13 protein-coding genes are annotated in these 18,833 nt (G+C 41.9%); 12 read left to right on the forward strand and 1 reads right to left on the reverse strand.

All coding sequences use genetic code 11. The features are described 5' to 3' along the window. Window positions 1–3: 3 nt before the first annotated feature. The 7 genes from KJS58_RS11810 to KJS58_RS11840 all read left to right on the forward strand — a co-directional run bounded on the left by KJS58_RS11810 (window position 4) and on the right by KJS58_RS11840 (window position 11,133). A complete protein-coding gene (locus KJS58_RS11810; protein WP_249717207.1) occupies window positions 4–1,491 on the forward strand; it encodes an NHL repeat-containing protein in 1,488 nt (495 codons plus the stop codon). After that, on the forward strand, window positions 1,472–2,092 hold the full coding sequence (locus tag KJS58_RS11815; RefSeq protein WP_213532699.1) for a Yip1 family protein: 621 nt from the start codon (window positions 1,472–1,474) through the stop codon (window positions 2,090–2,092). The genes KJS58_RS11810 and KJS58_RS11815 overlap by 20 nt, the downstream gene beginning before the upstream one ends. A 16-nt stretch (window positions 2,093–2,108) precedes the next feature. Beyond that, window positions 2,109–4,682, forward strand: a complete 2,574-nt coding sequence (locus tag KJS58_RS11820; protein ID WP_213532700.1) for a DUF5696 domain-containing protein — start codon at window positions 2,109–2,111, stop codon at window positions 4,680–4,682. Further along, window positions 4,679–5,578 carry a carbohydrate ABC transporter permease gene (locus KJS58_RS11825; protein ID WP_191798562.1) on the forward strand — a complete coding sequence of 300 codons (900 nt, stop codon included), beginning with the start codon at window positions 4,679–4,681 and terminating at the stop codon, window positions 5,576–5,578. The genes KJS58_RS11820 and KJS58_RS11825 overlap by 4 nt, the downstream gene beginning before the upstream one ends. Before the next feature lie 36 nt (window positions 5,579–5,614). Continuing rightward, a complete protein-coding gene (locus KJS58_RS11830; RefSeq protein ID WP_249717208.1) occupies window positions 5,615–6,616 on the forward strand; it encodes a carbohydrate ABC transporter permease in 1,002 nt (333 codons plus the stop codon). Between the two features lie 239 nt (window positions 6,617–6,855). After that, window positions 6,856–9,426, forward strand: coding sequence for a beta-mannosidase (locus KJS58_RS11835; protein WP_213532701.1), 2,571 nt, complete (start codon window positions 6,856–6,858; stop codon window positions 9,424–9,426). Between the two features lie 81 nt (window positions 9,427–9,507). Continuing rightward, window positions 9,508–11,133, forward strand: coding sequence for a glycoside hydrolase family 9 protein (locus KJS58_RS11840; protein WP_249717210.1), 1,626 nt, complete (start codon window positions 9,508–9,510; stop codon window positions 11,131–11,133). 77 nt (window positions 11,134–11,210) lie between these two features. Here the strand turns inward: KJS58_RS11840 and KJS58_RS11845 are convergent, their stop codons facing one another. Continuing rightward, complete coding sequence (locus tag KJS58_RS11845; protein WP_213532702.1) at window positions 11,211–12,248, reverse strand: LacI family DNA-binding transcriptional regulator; 1,038 nt, start codon at window positions 12,246–12,248, stop codon at window positions 11,211–11,213. 506 nt (window positions 12,249–12,754) lie between these two features. On the opposite strand from KJS58_RS11845, the gene KJS58_RS11850 reads away from it, so the two are divergent. From KJS58_RS11850 to KJS58_RS11870, 5 genes are all read left to right on the forward strand, one after another. Beyond that, the gene (locus tag KJS58_RS11850; protein ID WP_213532739.1) at window positions 12,755–13,672 is read left to right on the forward strand and encodes an ABC transporter permease; all 918 of its coding nucleotides are present in this window, start codon (window positions 12,755–12,757) and stop codon (window positions 13,670–13,672) included. A gap of 17 nt (window positions 13,673–13,689) precedes the next feature. After that, entirely contained in the window at window positions 13,690–14,571 is an 882-nt protein-coding gene (locus tag KJS58_RS11855) for a carbohydrate ABC transporter permease (RefSeq protein WP_213532703.1), read from the forward strand. A gap of 64 nt (window positions 14,572–14,635) precedes the next feature. Further along, the gene (locus KJS58_RS11860; RefSeq protein WP_213532704.1) at window positions 14,636–16,243 is read left to right on the forward strand and encodes an ABC transporter substrate-binding protein; all 1,608 of its coding nucleotides are present in this window, start codon (window positions 14,636–14,638) and stop codon (window positions 16,241–16,243) included. Between the two features lie 129 nt (window positions 16,244–16,372). Continuing rightward, complete coding sequence (locus KJS58_RS11865) at window positions 16,373–17,875, forward strand: glycoside hydrolase family 32 protein (protein ID WP_213532740.1); 1,503 nt, start codon at window positions 16,373–16,375, stop codon at window positions 17,873–17,875. Continuing rightward, entirely contained in the window at window positions 17,876–18,766 is an 891-nt protein-coding gene (locus KJS58_RS11870; RefSeq protein ID WP_213532705.1) for an ROK family protein, read from the forward strand. The last annotated feature ends 67 nt before the right edge of the window (window positions 18,767–18,833 follow it).

The following is an 18,833-nucleotide window of genomic DNA, read 5'->3' on the forward strand; positions in this document are numbered from 1 at the left end:
CCAATGAAGCAAGCATATAAACGTCTTCTCAGCCGCACGATTCTGGGTGTTGCTGTTTGTTCCATGGCACTTGCTTCCCATGGCACCGCAGTACTAGCTAAAGCTCCTTATGAGAGTTATACCTACAATTATTATGAGGAAGCAGTACCTGCTCCAGATGCATATTTGCCTGAAAGAAGCATATCAGGGATCGATCTCGGAATCGGCAGCTTTTCTACACCTCAGGATCTCTTCGTGTCTAGCAGGGGAGAGATTTACATTGCAGATACGGGAAATAACCGGGTTGTGATTTTGGCGGATGACTGGAAGGTCAAAAAAGTGATCACCACCTTCCAGCATGATTCGAAGGAAGATACTTTTTTATCCCCAAGCGGGGTTGTCGTAAGTGAAGAAGGGAATTTGTATGTAGCAGATACGGAACATAAACGAGTGGTTGTTCTGTCACCAGAAGGAAAACTAATTCAAATTATTGAAAATCCTCAGTCGGATTTGCTGGGATCTTCCTTTTCCTTTGTACCACTTAAGTTGTCAGTAGACGCCGGAGGTCGGATCTTTGTCATCGCTAGAGGGGCATATGAAGGAATGCTGCAATTTGATAAAAGTGGTGAGTTCATCGGATACTCTGGAACCAACAAAGTTCGGCGTGATTTTGCAGACTACATATGGAGGCTCCTTGCAAGTGATGCGCAAAAGAAACAGATGCAATTATATATACCAACCGAGTTTTCGAATCTAGATATGGGAAATAAAGGTTTTCTGTATGCCACGAACGTGGATCCAGGATCAACGGAACCTGTTAAAAGACTGAATCCTTCCGGAGAAGATGTGCTGAAGCGTTATGGTTACTTTGATGTCAAAGGTGATCTTGTGTATCGCTTAAGAGGTGCATCGGGAGGTCCTTCGAGACTCGTTGATATTAAATTCTGGGGTAACGGGATGTATAGTGTTCTTGATGCACTTCGGGGCCGGGTGTTCACTTATGATGACGAAGGTAATCTATTGTACATCTTTGGAGGAATCGGTACGCAGGTCGGAACTTTCCGTACACCCGTAGCATTAGACCGAATAGGAGATAAGCAGCTGATATTGGATCAGGGAAAAGAAACGATCACCATTTTCCAGCCGACCGAATATGGAGCTGCGATTCAAGAAGCCGTTGCCAACCATCATGCGGGTGATGATCAAAAAGCAGTTGAAAAATGGAGAGAGGTTCTGCGTCTTAACGCAAACTATGATATCGCATATATCGGAATTGGAAAATCACTTTTATATGATAAGCAAAATAAAGCAGCAATGGAGTATTTTAAGCTTGGAATGGACCGTAAAAATTACTCAGTTGCCTTTAAAAGATATCGGAAAGAAGTCCTGCAGGAACACTTTGGCACCTTTTTAACGGTGACTACAGGCGGGGTTGTACTCATTATTGCTTTACGGGCAGTCCGTTCACGGAGCAGAAGGAGGGGGGAGCAAAATGAAGCAGGACTTTTTTAAGTTCCCAATGCATCTAATCGTACATCCATTTGATGGTTTCTGGGATTTGAAATATGAAGGAAAAGGAAAAGTCAAAGTTGCACTCGTTATTGTATTCGTTCTTTTTCTTACATTTGTCCTTCAGCGTCAATATGCAGGTTTTCTAGTCAACTATAATGACCCAAGAACGCTGAACAGTTTAGCTGAACTTCAATATGTCATCCTTCCCTTTTTTCTATGGTGCGTTTCGGGCTGGTCAATTACGACGCTTATGGAGGGAGAGGGGAAATTCCGAGAAATTCTCATGGCTACAGCCTACTCTCTTGTGCCTATCATTTTGATTTATTTACCGATGACTTTGATTAGCCGTTTTTTGACCACAGAGGAAAGCTCCTTTTATTACTTACTCAATACGTTTGCGATTATTTGGTTCTTGTATCTATTGTTTGTGGGTACGATGACGGTCCATCAATATACCCCAGCGAAGACAGTTATTACGATGCTGTTAACGGTTGTAACAATGGGGATCATGGTTTTTCTAGGTACCCTCGTCTTTAGTCTAATTCAGCAAATAATCGAATTTGTCGTTAATATCTACCGAGAACTGGTATTCCGAATATAAAGGAGGCGTAAGTCTAGTGAACATCAAAAAAAGCGCTTATATCATACTGGCTTGCGTCCTTTTGCTTGCGAGTTCTGTATTTTTCTTGCTCGGAAGCGGGCGTATTAGCAGCATTGAACCGCAAAGTTATCTTCAGTCGGTGACGTCAGAACAGGGAGAATATGAACCTTTTCGGGCGATGAGTGATCAGAGTAAGGGGATTCCAGGGATGACGCTTGCTGCAACGAATGATGCGCTGAGTCTCTACATCGATCCGAAGACGACGGTAATCGCGGTGAAAGATGATAAATCAGGAGATATATGGTACTCCAATCCCGAAGAGCGTGCGGAAGATTCAATCGCGACGGCTTTTGAGAAGGATGTCATGTCATCACAGCTATCCATATCTTTCCGTAACACACTTGGCGTGCAAGATACGTATACGAATCATAAACTCAGTATAGAAAAAGAGCAGTTCGAATTGTTTAGCATTCAGGACGGGGTCCGTATTGAGTATACGATCGGTGATACGGAGCTGGGCATTGATGCTCTCCCTAAACTGATTAGCAAACAGCGTCTGCAAGAGAAAGTGCTTGATAAACTAAGTCCAGCAACTGCGAAATATGTAGAGACAAGATACCTGGTGTCGGACGCTAGTCCCGAAATACTGGAGAGGGCTGATGCTCAAGTTGGGCGTCCACTCGTACTTCGGAAAATGATGGCTGCTTTTGAAGAGGCAGGATATACCGCAGAAGATCTTGCTGCGGATAATGAAGAAAATGGAATTGCCGCGTCTGGTGGGCAAGGGAAGGCGAAGTTTAAAATTCCGCTTGAATATCGCCTTGAAGGTGAGACGCTTACGGCAACTGTTCCATTAAGTCAGGTGGAAGAAAGTGAAGGGCAGCGCATTCAAAGTATCGATTTACTTGCTTATTTTGGCGCAGCTAAAGCAGGTGAAGAAGGATATATGCTTGTTCCGGATGGAACGGGCAGCTTGATCTATCTAGATAACGGCAAAACCAAAGAAGAGCAGTACGTACAGCCGCTATATGGTGCCGATACGAATGATAACAGCAGGTCAAGAGGTCAGGTGGCGGAAAAAGCACGTATGCCGGTTTATGGTCTGGTGAGCGGTGATCGCGCATTTTTTGCAGTCATCGAAAAAGGCGATGGGAATGCTAGTGTTGCTGCTGATATCAGTGGAAAACAAAATTCCTACAATCATGTGTACAGCCGTTTTATTGTTAGAGGCGAAGATGAACTCGAACTTTATACAGGCAGCAAAATTCAAGAAATTCAGCTCTTATCTGATGACAAATATACAGGCGATGTGCAGGTGAAGTACGCTTTCTTATCCGGCGATGAGGCGAACTATTCGGGCATGGCAAGAACATATCAGGAGATGCTGGTGAAGGCGGGAAAATTGACTCAAACAACAGAAGAGGGAGATCTTCCTTTCTATGTGGATGTACTAGGTTCTGTCGACATGAGGGAATCTTTCCTCGGCGTACCTTATAAGGCAACGGTACCAATGACTACTTTTGAAGAAGCGAAGCAAATAACGGAAGCGCTTCAGAAGGAAGGCATATCAAGTATACAGATGCGTTATCTTGGTTGGTTTGGGGAAGGAATCGAGCATGAACTTCCTGTCAGGCTTCAATCTTCAGGACTTGGAAGTACAAAAGAGTTAAGAGCGCTTAATGATTTGCTACAAAAGAATGGCGGCGGTCTTTATCCCGATGTTGCTTTCTTACATGTCTATCATAAAGGAAATGGATTCAGTACTTCGAGGGATGCTTCCCGATTTATTACGAAAGAAGAAGCATTATTATCCCCTTACGACAGAGCGCTGAATCGGATGTCAACCAGACTTGATAGTTATTATCTGTTGTCTCCATCAAAAGTACCGGACGTCGTTTCTAAGTTTATGGAGGAATACGAAAGTAAAGAGATCACAGGTCTTTCACTTCGCGATCTGGGAGATTCGCTGCATTCGGATTATCGAAATAAACGCATCATTTTTAAAGAAACAGCAAGACAAATATCAGAAGAACAAACGGCTCTCTTGGCAGCAGAATACCCGAATCTGATGATATCTGGAGGCAATATATATGCACTTGGCTCAGCCAAACATATTATTAATACTCCTGCGGGATCAAGTGGTTTTCAGCTAACCGATGAATCCGTCCCTTTTTATCAAATGGTGATCCATGGTTACAAAGATTACACAGGTGAACCTATGAATTTGGCGGCAGATACGGATGTTAAATCACAGCTGCTCCAAAGTTTGGAACAAGGAAAAGCACCTCATTTTCTATGGAGTTCAGAACCCGCTTCAGAACTAAAATTTACTCGTCACGACAAAATGTATTCTACCGATTATGAGGCATGGATTGATGAAGCGACGAAGATGTATCAGGAAGTAAGTGAAATTCTAGCTCCTCTTCGTACCGTTCATATCGATGAACGCGTAGTTCATCAGCCGGGAGTGATTGAAATGCAGTACAGTAATGGAACTCATATATGGATTAATTATAACGATAAGCCGGTTGTTATAGGCAAGGTTTCTATCCCAGCACAGCATTACTTCGTAGGCGGTGATGAATCATGAAAGGGATGGGACTGACTCTGACCAGAAAAAGATCCCTCCTCGGGTTACTTTTCATATCGCCTTGGCTGGTGGGATTTATCTTCCTGTTCCTCATGCCAATGATTCAATCGATTCGGTTCAGCATGAGTGATCTAAGTGTTGTTCCAGGAGGATATGAGCTGAAATTCACAGCTTGGAATAATTTCCGGGAAGCGCTGTTTATCGATGCGAATTATAATCGGATCTTAACGGAATCCGTGTTACAGATGATTGTAAATGTACCGCTGATTTTATTCTTCAGCCTATTTTCCGCTGTGCTGCTGAATCAGAAGTTCAGAGGACGTTCACTTGCAAGGGCGATTTTCTTTCTGCCCGTTATCCTTGCCTCTGGAGCAGTTGCTTCGGCGGAAGCAGCCGGCCTGATTAATCTGATTGGTAACGCTACGGCTGCTGAGGAAGCTGGGCTGTCTTCTTCGCAGTTTAATACCATGGCAATGGTGAATTTGCTTGCAGAAGCAGGTATGCCGCTGGTCATGACCGATTATATCGTTGATGCTGTCATGCGTATCTACGATATTATCCGCAGCTCAGGCGTACAGATCCTTATTTTTCTTGCCGCACTTCAATCTGTACCTACTACGATGTATGAAGTAGCCAAAATGGAGGGCGCTACAGGTTATGAGTCTTTCTGGAAAATTACATTTCCAATGGTAAGCCCATTAATTCTGACGAATGTCATCTATACGGTAATTGATTCTTTTACAACAAGTCCGATTACCCAAACAATCTATACGACGGCATTCCAAACACAAAATTTTGGGCTGAGTGCTTCTATGTCCTGGCTCTATACGATTGTCGTCGGCATACTGCTCCTCATCATTGGATTCCTGATTTCGAAAAAAGTTCATTATAACTGAGTTCACATTAGATCACGAATGGGGAGGTGGAGGCTCATGGAAACGGCAACAAAACAGGGCAGAAGTGAGGCCATTGTATTTAAAATGCAGCGAACGAAAAATAAATTGCTCGATGCTCTTTGGTCCATTTTTCGCTATGTGCTCATCATTGGTATATCATTTGTCATTTTGTACCCGATTCTTATGAAAATCTCGACAGCCTTTAAAGATAAGGCAGATATTTATAATCCCACCATCTATATGATTCCTGTCCATTTTACTCTGGATAATATAAAGCTTGCGTCCGAGGTGTTGAACTACTTCCCGCTGCTCGGTAACACGCTGCTCTATGTATTTGTAATGATGGTTCTTACGACGGCTTCCACTGCTCTTGCAGGATACGGGTTTGCTAGATTCGAATTTCCAGGAAGCAAAATCTTATTCGGAATGGTGATCCTCACCATTCTTGTGCCTTCAAGTACGCTCATGGTACCGATGTATTTGCACTTTCGAAGTTTTGATGTGCTTGGTATGATATCGCTTTTCACTGGAAAAGAAGGAGTGAATCTACTTAACACCTACTGGCCATCCATGATTACTGCAGGTACAGCAACAGGACTGAAAGCGGGACTTTTCATCTATATTTTCCGTCAGTTTTTCAAAGGAATGCCGAAAGAAATCGAAGAAGCTGCTCTGATTGATGGTGCAGGAGGAATTAAGACATTTATACGAATTATGCTTCCTAATGCGGTTCCGCCGATGATCACGGTTATGCTGTTTTCGTTTATATGGACTTACAATGACACCTTTTATCCTTCGCTGTTTATGAGTGAGACGAATTTGATGTCATTAAAAGTAGCATCTCTTCCTTCGCAGATTAATCTGATTATTCCGCAGTTACTCGGACTCGCGGGGACGGATATTAAAGCAGATCCGAACCATGTAGCAATGCTTGTGGATACGGGAATACTGCTCGCGATTGCCCCACTCATTTTACTGTATCTATTCGTACAACGTTATTTCGTCGAAAGTGTGGAGAGAACGGGAGTTGTAGGTTAATTTGCTAGCTAACATAACAATATTATTGTAGTTATTTAAAAACCTAAAATTAGGATAACAAAAAGAATTGAAACGTTTTCGATAACATGAGACAATGAGCAGAGGAAAACATTATCTGTAGGAAAGAAGCTTAGAAAATTGGGTTGATCTTTTGATCGGTCCAATTTTCAGTCTTCTTTGGTTAAAGATTCATATGAAACGCTTCAAGGAAATTTAACATAATTGGAGGATTTCAAACCATGCATGAAACAAAGGTAGTTTTAAACAAAGCTTGGACTTTTAAGGCATGTGACGAGCAGGATTGGGAAAACGCAGTCGTTCCTGGTTTTGTTCATACAGACTTGCTTAAAAATGAACGGATTCAAGATCCTTTCTATGGTACGAATGAAAAACTCGTTCAATGGATTGATAAGAAAGACTGGGAGTATAAAACTACGTTTCAGGTTACAGATGAGATTTTAAGTGAGGAACATGTGGATCTCATTTTTCATGGACTAGATACCTATGCGGATGTCTATCTAAACGGTGTACATATTTTATCTGCTGACAATATGTTTCGTGTATGGGAAGTGAATGTAAAATCCATTTTGAAAGCGGTTGATAACGAACTTCGTATTGTATTTCGTTCCCCTATTCAAGAAGATTTACCTAAGCTAGAAGCGCTCGGATATCAGCTGCCGGCTGCAAATGATCAATCTGAAGTAGGTGGACTTAGCAAGAAGAGAGTAAGTATTTTCGCTAGAAAAGCACCTTATCATTATGGTTGGGACTGGGGCCCAAGATTTGTGACAAGTGGGATTTGGCGTGATATTGAGCTTAGAGCCTGGTCTGAAGATTACATTGCAGATGCCTATATTCATCAGAATAAAGTAAGCGAAAGTACTGCTGCACTTACAGCAGTATTAGAAGTTAACGTTGATCAGGCAGGCCCGAGAGTGATTCGGATCGAAACAGATGGCGGCGAATGGACAAAAGAAGTTGATCTCCCTGCTGGGGAATCGAAATTGAATATCGACTTTGAACTTGAATCGCCGAAGCTGTGGTGGTCTCGAGGTCTTGGTGAACCTCATATGTATACCTTTAAAGTTCAAATATTGGATACTACAGGAAGTCTCACCAAAGCAGAGCGCTGTATCAAAACAGGTATTCGCAGTATTCGTCTTGTACAAGAAGCAGATGAATATGGCACATCGTTCTATTTTGAACTAAATGGAGTTCCTGTCTTTGCTAAAGGGGCCAACCATATTCCGAATGACAGCTTTATCACAGCGGTGACTTACGAAAGATATCGTCATGAGATCGAGTCAGCTGCGCTGGCGAATATGAATATGCTGCGGGTTTGGGGCGGAGGAATATATGAGCAGGACGTTTTTTATGATCTGTGTGATGAATATGGAATTTTAGTATGGCAGGACTTCATGTTTGCTTGCAGTATGTATCCGGGAGATGAAGCGTTCTTAGCCAGTGTGCAACATGAAGCTGTAGATAATATTAAACGTCTACGGAATCATCCGAGTATTGCTCTGTGGTGTGGTAATAACGAGATGGACTCCGCATGGGCACATTATAACGAAAATGGTGGATGGGGCTGGAAGAAAGACTTTACCCAAGAGCAACGTGAAAAAATTTGGGCAGACTATGAAGCTATTTTCCATCACCTGCTTCCCGAAGTAATAGAAGAGCTTATACCGGGTGCGGACTACTGGCCTTCCTCTCCAATCGTATCGATCTCAAATGACATTAACCAACATGCAACAACGAGTTCGGTTACAGGCGATGTGCATTACTGGGGCGTATGGCATAACGCAGAGCCATTTGAGAACTACAACCTGCAGCTTGGAAGATTCATGAGTGAATATGGTTTTCAATCCTTCCCTGAACATAAATCTGTACTAAGGTATGCAGAGCCTTCTGATCTGGAACTGACTTCAGAAGTGATGATGGCTCACCAGAAGAATGGGGATGGGAACCGTCTGATTAAAAAGTATATGGATATGTATATGACAGAGCCGAAGGATTTCCCTTCCTTTTTGTATATGAGCCAAGTCCTGCAGGCAGATGCTATGAAAGTGGCAATTGAAGCTCACCGAAGAAATCGTCCTTTTGTGATGGGAACATTGTATTGGCAGATGAATGACACATGGCCTGTAGCTTCCTGGGCTGGTATGGATTATTACGGCAACTGGAAAGCGCTGCATTACTACGCTAAACGCAGTTTTGCTGATGAGATGATATCTATTGATGATACGAAGCCGGGAAGAGTAGATCTATATCTGCTATCCGATGTACTTCGGCCGCTGGAAGGAGATATCAGTATTCGTGTTGCTGATTTTGACGGTACGCTGCATGAAGTTCAGACACATATGGTAAGTATAGCAGGGAATACAACAGGACTGGTCCTTTCACTAGATAGAGAACAGCTTCTTAGTGGAAAAGACGAGCAGCGTACGGTGATGATTGTGGAGCTTGTCAGTAAGGGAGAAGTGATCGATAGTCAGAAACACTACTTTGTACCTTTCAAGGATATGAAATTAACTAAGGCCCAAATCGATATTACAGAAGTAGAGGGTTCAGAAGGAACCAAATTCCACTTGAAAGCCTCTGTTCTAGCCAAACAAGTATGGCTTGATAGTAACCAAGAAGGAATCTTCAGCGATAATTTCTTTGACCTTATCCCAGGCGAGACAAAAGAAGTATCTTTCTTTGCACGTAAGGGCGGGGAGCATGCATTTGAACTTGCAAATCCAGGAGAACTGAAGGTACGCTCTATGTCTGATTTTATTAAAGAAACACAAGTACAGAATCAGTAATTATATAATAATGGTTGATCAATTCCCGGCTGTTTATTCACAGCCGGGAATTGTTATAACTTATTTTCGGAGGGAAAATATATGATGGACGAGATAAAGTACGAAGCAGCGGTAAACCAAATTGGTTATCCGATAAATGGACAGAAAACAGCTATTTTCAGTCAGAAGACATCAGAATTTCATATTGAAGAGGAAGGGACGAAAAAGATTGTCTATCGAGGAAGAACCTCGCAGCCTAGTTTTGATCGATCCTCAGGGAGTGAAGTGAGAACAGCCGACTTTTCCGAACTGGCTAAGCCAGGGACTTATGTTGTAGTGGATGATGAAGGAAATCGATCTACTCCTTTTGCCTTGGAAGAAAGACCTTACAATGAATTACATAAAGGATTGTTGAAAGCGTTTTATTATTTGCGCTGTGGAGAAACACTAGATGAGAAGTATGCAGGGGAATGGAGACATGAATCTTGTCATACAAAAAGAGGCGCAGTTCATGGGGAAGAAGGGTTATACCTTGACGGAAATGGAGGATGGCACGATGCAGGAGATTATGGAAAGTATGTTGTTGCGGGGGCGAAAGCAGTGGCTGATTTACTGCTAGCATTTGAAATGTACCCGAATGCATTCGGTGAATCTATTCCTCTTCCAGAATCGGATCAAGTTATGCCAGATGTACTGCATGAATGTAAAGTGGAGCTGGATTTTTTGTTCAAAATGCAGGACAAAAGAAGTGGAGGAGTGTATCACAAACTGACAACTAGGCACTTCCCCGGCCTATCTGTAATGCCAGAAGAGGACCTTGCTGAACTGGTCTTTTCACCCATATCTGCTGCCGCGACAGCAAGTTATGCAGCGATCATGGCATTTGCATCCCGCATATACCGCTCGTATGATCCTTCCTATGCGGATCGATGTCTACGTTCAGCTGAGTATGCTTGGGAGTGGCTCGTGAAGCATCCGGAAGCAGGGGGATTTAAGAATCCACCGGATATTACAACGGGGGAGTATGGCGATGATTGTGTATATGACGAGAAGTACTGGGCTGCTGCAGAACTATATCATACAACCAACCAGGAAAAATATCATTCCGCTTTTCAGCAATACGTCAAGGAATCTTTTCCTAAATGTGAGCTAGGTTGGGCAGATGTTGGAGGGTACGGCACAATTAGCTACTTGCGTAAAGGAAAGACAGAAGAGAACCAAGCTCTATACACCTCATTACAGCAAGAACTGATTTTGGAGGCTGAACGTCTTTTACATATTTGCGATAATGATGGATATGGTATCTCTCTTGAAGAGAAAGATTATATTTGGGGCAGTAATATGGTTCTTATGAACCGAGCGATGTTATTGCTAATCGCAATGAAGTGGTCCCCAAAACCGGAATATGGAAAAGCAGCTGCTCAGCATTTGCATTATTTGTTAGGCCAAAATACGCTTCACTTATCGTATGTCACAGGCTTTGGAACTCATTCCGTTATGAACCCGCATCATCGTCCATCGGTAGGAGATGATGTAGATGCTCCGGTTCCCGGGATGGTAGCAGGAGGCCCTAATCGAAATCTGAATGATGAGATTATGGAGCGTACTTTAAAAGGAAAACCGGCTGCAGCAAGTTTTATTGATCATGAAGACAGTTATGCAGGCAACGAGATTACGATCTACTGGAATTCACCTGCTGTATTTGTCGTTTCCTACTTTAATCAATGAAATAAGTAATGTTTTAATGTCAAAACCACCCTATTCTCTTGGAGAGTAGAGTGGTTTTGGCATTTCTTGCGAATAAATCAGCTAATATTTGGTGTGGATTCTCTTATGATCGGTTTTGTATAAATATGGGAGACCTGATAGGGTTGCTTAGGATCTTTAATTCGAGACAGAAGCATTTCTGCTGCCTTTACACCCATTTCATTTCTATAAATATGAACCGTAGTCAGTTGGGGCTCAACAATTCTTGATTCTGGACCATTATCAAAACCACAAATGACGATGTCATCAGGAACAGATAGTGTATTTTTGATTGATTTCATAAAGGTAACGGCGATGTGATCGTTAGCACAGACAAAACCAGAAGGAAACTCACTGATTTGCCTCAGTCTATTATCTGCCCACTCCGGGCTTGAAAAGAATAAACGATCCTCATCAAGAATGCACTGTGAGAGATCAAGCTGAACTCCTGATTCCGTCAGAGCACGATTAAAGCCAACCCATCTCTCATTAAAACTTCTACAATGGTTATAATCCCCGATAAAGCCTAATGTTTTGTAACCGCCATCTATTAACTTTTTGGTGAGTTGATAAGTACTATTTTCATTCTCCATAAGCAGTACATCTGCTTGAAATTCAGGGTAACAGATATGTGCAGAGCAATCGATGAAAATCGTCGGAATATCAAGACTTGTAATCAGCTTGCTATATTCCAAATTGAATAACTCGATACAAATAATACCATCCACATTGGAGACATCAAAGTTATTGGGAAGAGAAAAGGACTCTTGATCAATGTCTCTTATAATGTGAATCGATAAATTATATCCCTCTGTACTAATGCGCTTTTCAAGACCACTGATCAGTGCTGAACCAAAGTGGGAAGTGTTAGGTAAGTTTTCTGTTAATAAAGCGATGTTACCAGAGTTTTTAGATAAAATGTTTTCTATCTCCATAAAAGCAAACTGCTTATATTTTAACTCAATCGCTTTTTTTATCACTTTGTTTCTGGTTTCATCAGGTATACTGCTTGTTCCATTCAAGGCTTTGGAAGCAGTGTTTCTGGAGATTCCCAAAGCATCTGCGATGTCTTGTATGGTCACTTTCTCCCTAGCCATGTATGTAAATTCACCTCTTTATTCTGAACATTATATTTACCACAAATAGTGCACTATTTGTCATTATTTTAATCCTTTTAAATGTATAATAGTTTGCTTTAAATAGCAATATTATTTTTACAAATGCACAATCAAGTTTACAAAAATCATATAAATGACATGAGATATATGTCATTTTAATTGCTGATAACTGCAAATATGTAAAGTTTAATCTCTAGGTTAAATCATTTATTTATACGTAGTTATAATGAAATTCATGTTAAATCTGTTTATTTTGTTTAAATGTAAAATAAAAAAGGGTTTTGCATACATGTATTATGTTCAAATACACAAATATTTTTTTACAAATGTGTTGACGAACGATGGTGTATTTGGTAAGTTGTTATGCAACAGGATAGAAGTGGAAATGAAAGCCCTTCAATACTGTGCGAAATGTAAACTATGAATTTATATGAACGGAGGTAAAGGCATTGCATAATTCATTAGAAGCCAAACATAGTCCTGTGATGTCGAGACATAAGAGCTCGTTGCTTGACTACATAAAGAAGCATTACTTTCTTTATATCTTGCTCGCACCGGCTGTGATTCTGACCCTTATTTTTAAATATGGTCCTATGTACGGTGCAATCATCGCCTTTAAAGATTTTAGCCCAATCAAAGGAATTATGGGGAGTGAGTGGGTAGGGTTTTACAACTTTGAGAAATTTCTTTCTTCTCCGAATTTTGAATTAATCTTTATGAATACGCTTAAATTAAGTTTCTTTGGTTTAATTTTGAGTTTTCCAGTTCCGATCTTGCTTGCTTTGATGTTGAATCAGGTGCGCAGAGCTGGAATCAAAAAGAACATTCAATTGTTCTTATACGCCCCTAACTTTATATCCGTCGTCGTCGTGGTTGGGATGTTATTTATTTTCTTGTCTCCAACAGGTCCGATTAATCAACTCTTTAGCTGGATTACTGGTGAACCTATTATGTTCATGTCTCGTCCTGAGTACTTCCGCTGGATCTACATACTATCGGATATTTGGACTGGAGCGGGTTGGGCTTCCATTATATATGTTGCAGCTCTAGCTAATGTCGATCCTGAGTTACATAATGCAGCCAATCTAGATGGTGCTAATCTACTTCAAAGAATACGTCATATCGATCTGCCAACGATTCGCCCAATAATGGCTATTGTGTTCATCCTTGCAGCCGGTGGTATCATGTCTATCGGATTCGAGAAAGCCTATTTGATGCAGACAGCAATGAATTTACCAACATCTGAAATCATTCCGACTTATGTTTACAAAATTGGTCTGCAATCTGGTGACTATGCTTACTCTACAGCTGTAGGATTATTTAACTCTCTCATTAATGTCATCTTGCTCGTTACGGTTAACTTCATCGTGAAGAAACTCAATGACGGCGATGGTCTCTACTAAGAAAGGAGCAACAAGTCATGCCCATTAAACATTCCGGACTCGATCGCTTTATTCTTGTACTGAATGCTATCTTTCTAACATTTTCCGTACTTATTGTTGTTCTTCCTTTGGTCTATGTTGTAGTCGCTTCCTTTATGGATCCGTCGGTACTGCTTAGTCAAGGTTTATCCTTCAAATTCTCAGACTGGTCTATAGAAGGGTATCAAAAGATTCTCTCTAATCCGGCTATGATTCGTGGTTTTGGAAACGCTGTTTTATACTCCGTTTCATTTGCTATCATTACGGTCCTTGTCTCGATCTGTGCTGGTTATGCCTTGTCTGATGACAGGTTGAAAGGAAAAGGTTTTTTTATGACACTGTTCATCATTACCTTGTTTTTTGGTGGAGGACTGATACCAACTTACCTTCTCGTTAAGAACCTTGGTTTACTTGATACGGTTTGGGCGGTCATCATACCGGGGGCAGTGAGTGTCTGGAACATTATTCTCTCTAGAACATTCTTCAAAGGTGTACCAAATGAACTGAAGGAAGCTGCTAATGTGGATGGAGCGTCAGAGATGCGAATATTCTTCAGTATTGTATTACCGCTATCAAAACCAATTATTTTCGTACTCGCTCTCTATGCATTCGTTGGTCAGTGGAATTCGTACTTTGACGCAATGATCTATTTGGATAATCCCAATCTTCATCCACTGCAACTCGTATTGCGTTCTATCTTGATTCAAAATCAGGTAGATCCGGGCATGATCAGTGATCAACTAGCTATGGCAGAAATGAAACGATTGTCTGAAATTATTAAGTATGCTGCTATTGTTGTTTCCAGTTTGCCGCTTATCATTATGTACCCCTTCTTTCAGAAGTACTTTGAAAAAGGTGTCATGGTCGGTTCCCTTAAATAGGAAACAGGCTTGCACATAGATAAGGACAAGTCATTCATACCCAAATTTGTGGAGGTCATATCCGATGAAAAGAATAAAAAAATCAAGAGTTTCAACAAAAGTAGCTTCCGCCTCTGTTCTTGCTTCTCTGATGTTCCTGACTGCCTGTGGCGGTGGAGGAGGAAACGCAGCGAGTGAAGAGCAGGACCCAAACGGTAAAGTAACCCTTAACTTTATTACGCAAAGCTCTGCACTCGCACCAGCTGATCCGAACGAGAAACTGATTAATAAACGTCTCGAAGAAAAGACGAATGTTCATATTAATTGGAAGAATTTTACGAGTGATGTATTTGTTGAAAAAAGAAACTTAGCTGTAGCCAGCGGTGATCTGCCCGATGCTATTTTCAATGCAGATTACAGTGACTATGAGTTGCTTAAACTTGCAAAAGACGGTGCTATTATTCCGTTGAATGAACTCATTGAGAACAATATGCCAAACTTAAAAAAAGTACTAGAAGAGGCACCTGAATACAAGAGCATGATTACGGCTCCAGACGGCAACATTTATGCATTCCCTTGGATTGAAGAGCTTGGTAACGGTAAAGAAAGAATTCAGGCTGTAGACAGTATGCCTTGGATCAATATGGAGTGGCTTAATAAGCTAGATCTAGAAATGCCTAAGACTACTGAAGAATTAAAAGAAGTGTTGATTGCATTTAAAACAAAAGATCCGAATGGTAATGGTAAGGCAGATGAAATTCCTTTGTCCTTTATTAACAAGCCAGGACCGGAAGATCTAGTATTCCTCTTTGGCTCGTTTGGACTCGGAGAGAATCCTGACCATGCGGTTGTAAGCGATGATGGAAAAGTGATATTTACAGCGGCACAAGAAGACTATAAAGAAGCGGTTTCATTTATTAATGAATTATATAAAGAAGGACTTATCGATATCGAAGCCTACACTCAAGACTGGAGTACTTACCTTGCAAAAGGGAAGGATCAGAGATATGGACTATATTTCTCTTGGGATAAGGCTAACATTACGGGAGCAAATGATACTTACGATGTGATGCCTCCTCTTGCGGGTCCGGACGGGGAAGTTAACGTAACAAGAACGAACGCTCTTGGACTCGGCAGAGGTAAAATGGTTATTACTAGTGCCAATAAAAACCTGGAGACGACAGCGAAATGGGTTGATCAGCTATACGATCCGGTACAATCCGTACAGAATAACTGGGGAACTTTTGGGGACGACACACAGCAGAACATCTTCGAATTTGATGAAGCAAAGGGTATGCTGAAACACTTGCCACTAGATGGTGCAGCTCCTGTTGAACTGCGTGAGAAAACAAGTATTGGTGGACCGCTTGCCATACTTGATTCTTATTATGGTAAATACACAACCATGCCAGATGATGCAAAAGGCAGAATGGATATTATCAAGAACGTCATGGCACCAAATATGAAAGCGGAGAATGTAATGCCAAGCGTATTTAATTCCATTGAAGAGCTTGATCGTCTTTCGACAATTGAAGCAGACCTTTTCGCCTATGTGCTTAGGTTGCGTTCTGAGTGGTACCAAAACGGTAAAATTGACGCGCAGTGGGATGAATACCTGAAAGAACTGGATCGTCTTGGTTTGCAAGAATGGTTACAAATCAAGCAAAACGGCTATGACAGAGCGACAGAATAAATAATTCTAACTTATAACGGTGAAGGACGTGTTCAAGCAGTCACACTACTGTACACGACCTTCTTCTATTAATAGAGAGATGGTCCTTGAACCAGGACCTAATTATAGGAGAAAAGGAGATAAACGATGATGTCTACGATTGCGAAACAAAATTACCGAGGTATCTATCATTTTTCGCCAAAGGAAAACTGGATGAACGATCCAAACGGTATGGTTTATTTTGAAGGAGAGTATCATTTGTTCTTCCAGCACCATCCAGACGGGATGACTTGGGGTCCCATGCATTGGGGTCATGCAGTAAGTAAGGATCTTGTTACCTGGGAAGAACTTCCTATTGCGCTCGCGCCAGATGAACTGGGAATGATTTTTTCAGGAAGTGCTGTTGTGGATTGGAACAATACAACTGGATTTTTTGGAGATAAGCCAGGGCTCGTTGCCATCTTTACACATCATTTGGAAATGCCGGAGGGTAAACCAGCCATTCAGCGTCAAAGTTTAGCTTATAGCAAAGATAACGGAAGAAGCTGGACGAAGTATGAAGGGAACCCGGTATTAGAAGATGCTAGATTCATTGATTTCCGTGATCCGAAAGTGTTCTGGAACAAGGAGACGAGTAATTGGATGATGATCATTGCTTGTGGGCAAACAGTATGTCTATACCATTCCCCAGATTTAATCCATTGGACGTTTGCCAGCGAGTTTGGCGAAGGAATCGGTTCGCACGATGGAGTATGGGAATGCCCGGATTTGTTCCCGCTTGCAATTGATGGCGACAAATCGAACTCAAAATGGGTGATGCTGGTAAGTATTGGTGCTGATCCTGCTTTTATAGAAGGTTCAAGAACGCAGTATTTTACGGGTGAATTTGATGGAGAAGTTTTCACGCCGGATGAAGATTCTCATTCAACCCGTTGGATTGATTATGGGAGAGATAATTATGCTGGTGTAAGCTGGTCAGATGTTCCTGCTGAAGATGGCAGACGACTTTTTATCGGCTGGATGAGTAACTGGATGTATGCGAACCAAACGCCAACAGGAATTTTCCGCGGTGCGATGACCATTGCAAGAGAACTTTACTTGGAATCGAGAGCTGGGAGAACCCTTCTTGTTCAGAAACCGGCAAAAGAACTGGAAGCGGCCCGGGTTCCTATTCTCTCGTTACAGGATACAACTGTAAGAGAACTCAATACATCTCTTGCTGAGCTTCACTTGGAATCATATGAGATCAAAGCCGTGTTTACTCGAGGTAAGTCTGTTGGTTTCAAAGTTAGAGTAGGGGCAGATGAACAAACCGTTATCGGTATTAATGCGAAGACGGAAGAACTATATGTAGATCGGATGGTTTCAGGCCAGCATGATTTCCACGAGCATTTCCTTGGTCACCATCCTGCAAAATTAGAAGCACTTGGTGAGTCAAATGATCTTCACATTTTTGTGGATTGCTCTTCAGTGGAAGTGTTCAGTAATGGAGGTCAAGCGGTTATTACAGATCTCATTTTCCCTAGGCGTGAATCTACGGGTCTTGCAGTATTTTCTGATCATGAGGATGACTTGATCATTTCAGTCGATGTCTATAAGTTAACTCCATCTTCTGAGAAAACAGAAACTCGCCAGCGGCAGGGGTTAATTTAGATGCGTATAGGAGCGATTGAAGCGGGTGGAACGAAGTTCGTGTGTGGCATCGGGGATGAAAACGGGAAAGTTGATGATCAGATTAGTTTTCCAACGGAACATCCGGATCTAACGATGCCGAAAGTAATTCAGTATTTTCAGGACAAACAAGTAGATGCGATCGGAATTGGATCGTTCGGTCCGATTGATATCTGTCCAGACAGCCCTACATATGGTTATGTTACAACGACGCCTAAGCCTGGTTGGGGAAATTACGATATGCTCGGAACTTTGAAAAGAGTTTTCTCCGTCCCCTTTGGCTGGGACACAGACGTTAATGGGGCGGCATTTGGTGAGGCTAAGTGGGGTGCTGCGAAGGGATTGTCCAGTTGCTTGTATTATACCGTCGGCACAGGCATAGGTGTTGGCGTGTATTCAGAAGGTAAACTCGTTCACGGGCTTGTTCATCCAGAAGGTGGACATATCCTTACAAGGCGTCATCCTGACGACCATTTCGCTGGTACATGTCCTTATCATGGTGATTGTCTAGAAGGAATGGCCGCAGGTCCTGCTATTGAAGCAAGATGGGGGCAGAAAGGTCATGAACTTCCGGTGGATCACAAGGCATGGGAAATAGAAGCTTTTTATATAGCTCAGTCGATAACGGGTGCCATTTTGTTAAACTCGCCTCAGAAAATCATTCTGGGTGGTGGTGTAATGCAACAGTCGCAGTTGTTCCCGCTTATAAGGCAGGCTGTACTCCAAAACCTGAATGGTTATGTGAGCTCAAGTGAAATTTTGGAGCGCATCGATGATTATATTGTTTCACCAGGACTAGGACAACAGGCCGGATTATGTGGTGCGCTGGCCCTTGGACTATCGGCACAAGAAAATCAAATTGCATTCAAATGATAAAAATGTAGAGGAGGCCAGTAAAGTTAATGAACTGGCCTTCTTCTTCTTTTCTAATTGATAGATC

The sequence above is a fragment of the Paenibacillus sp. J45TS6 genome (genome assembly GCF_018403285.1).
Classification (GTDB): Bacteria; Bacillota; Bacilli; order Paenibacillales; family Paenibacillaceae; genus Paenibacillus.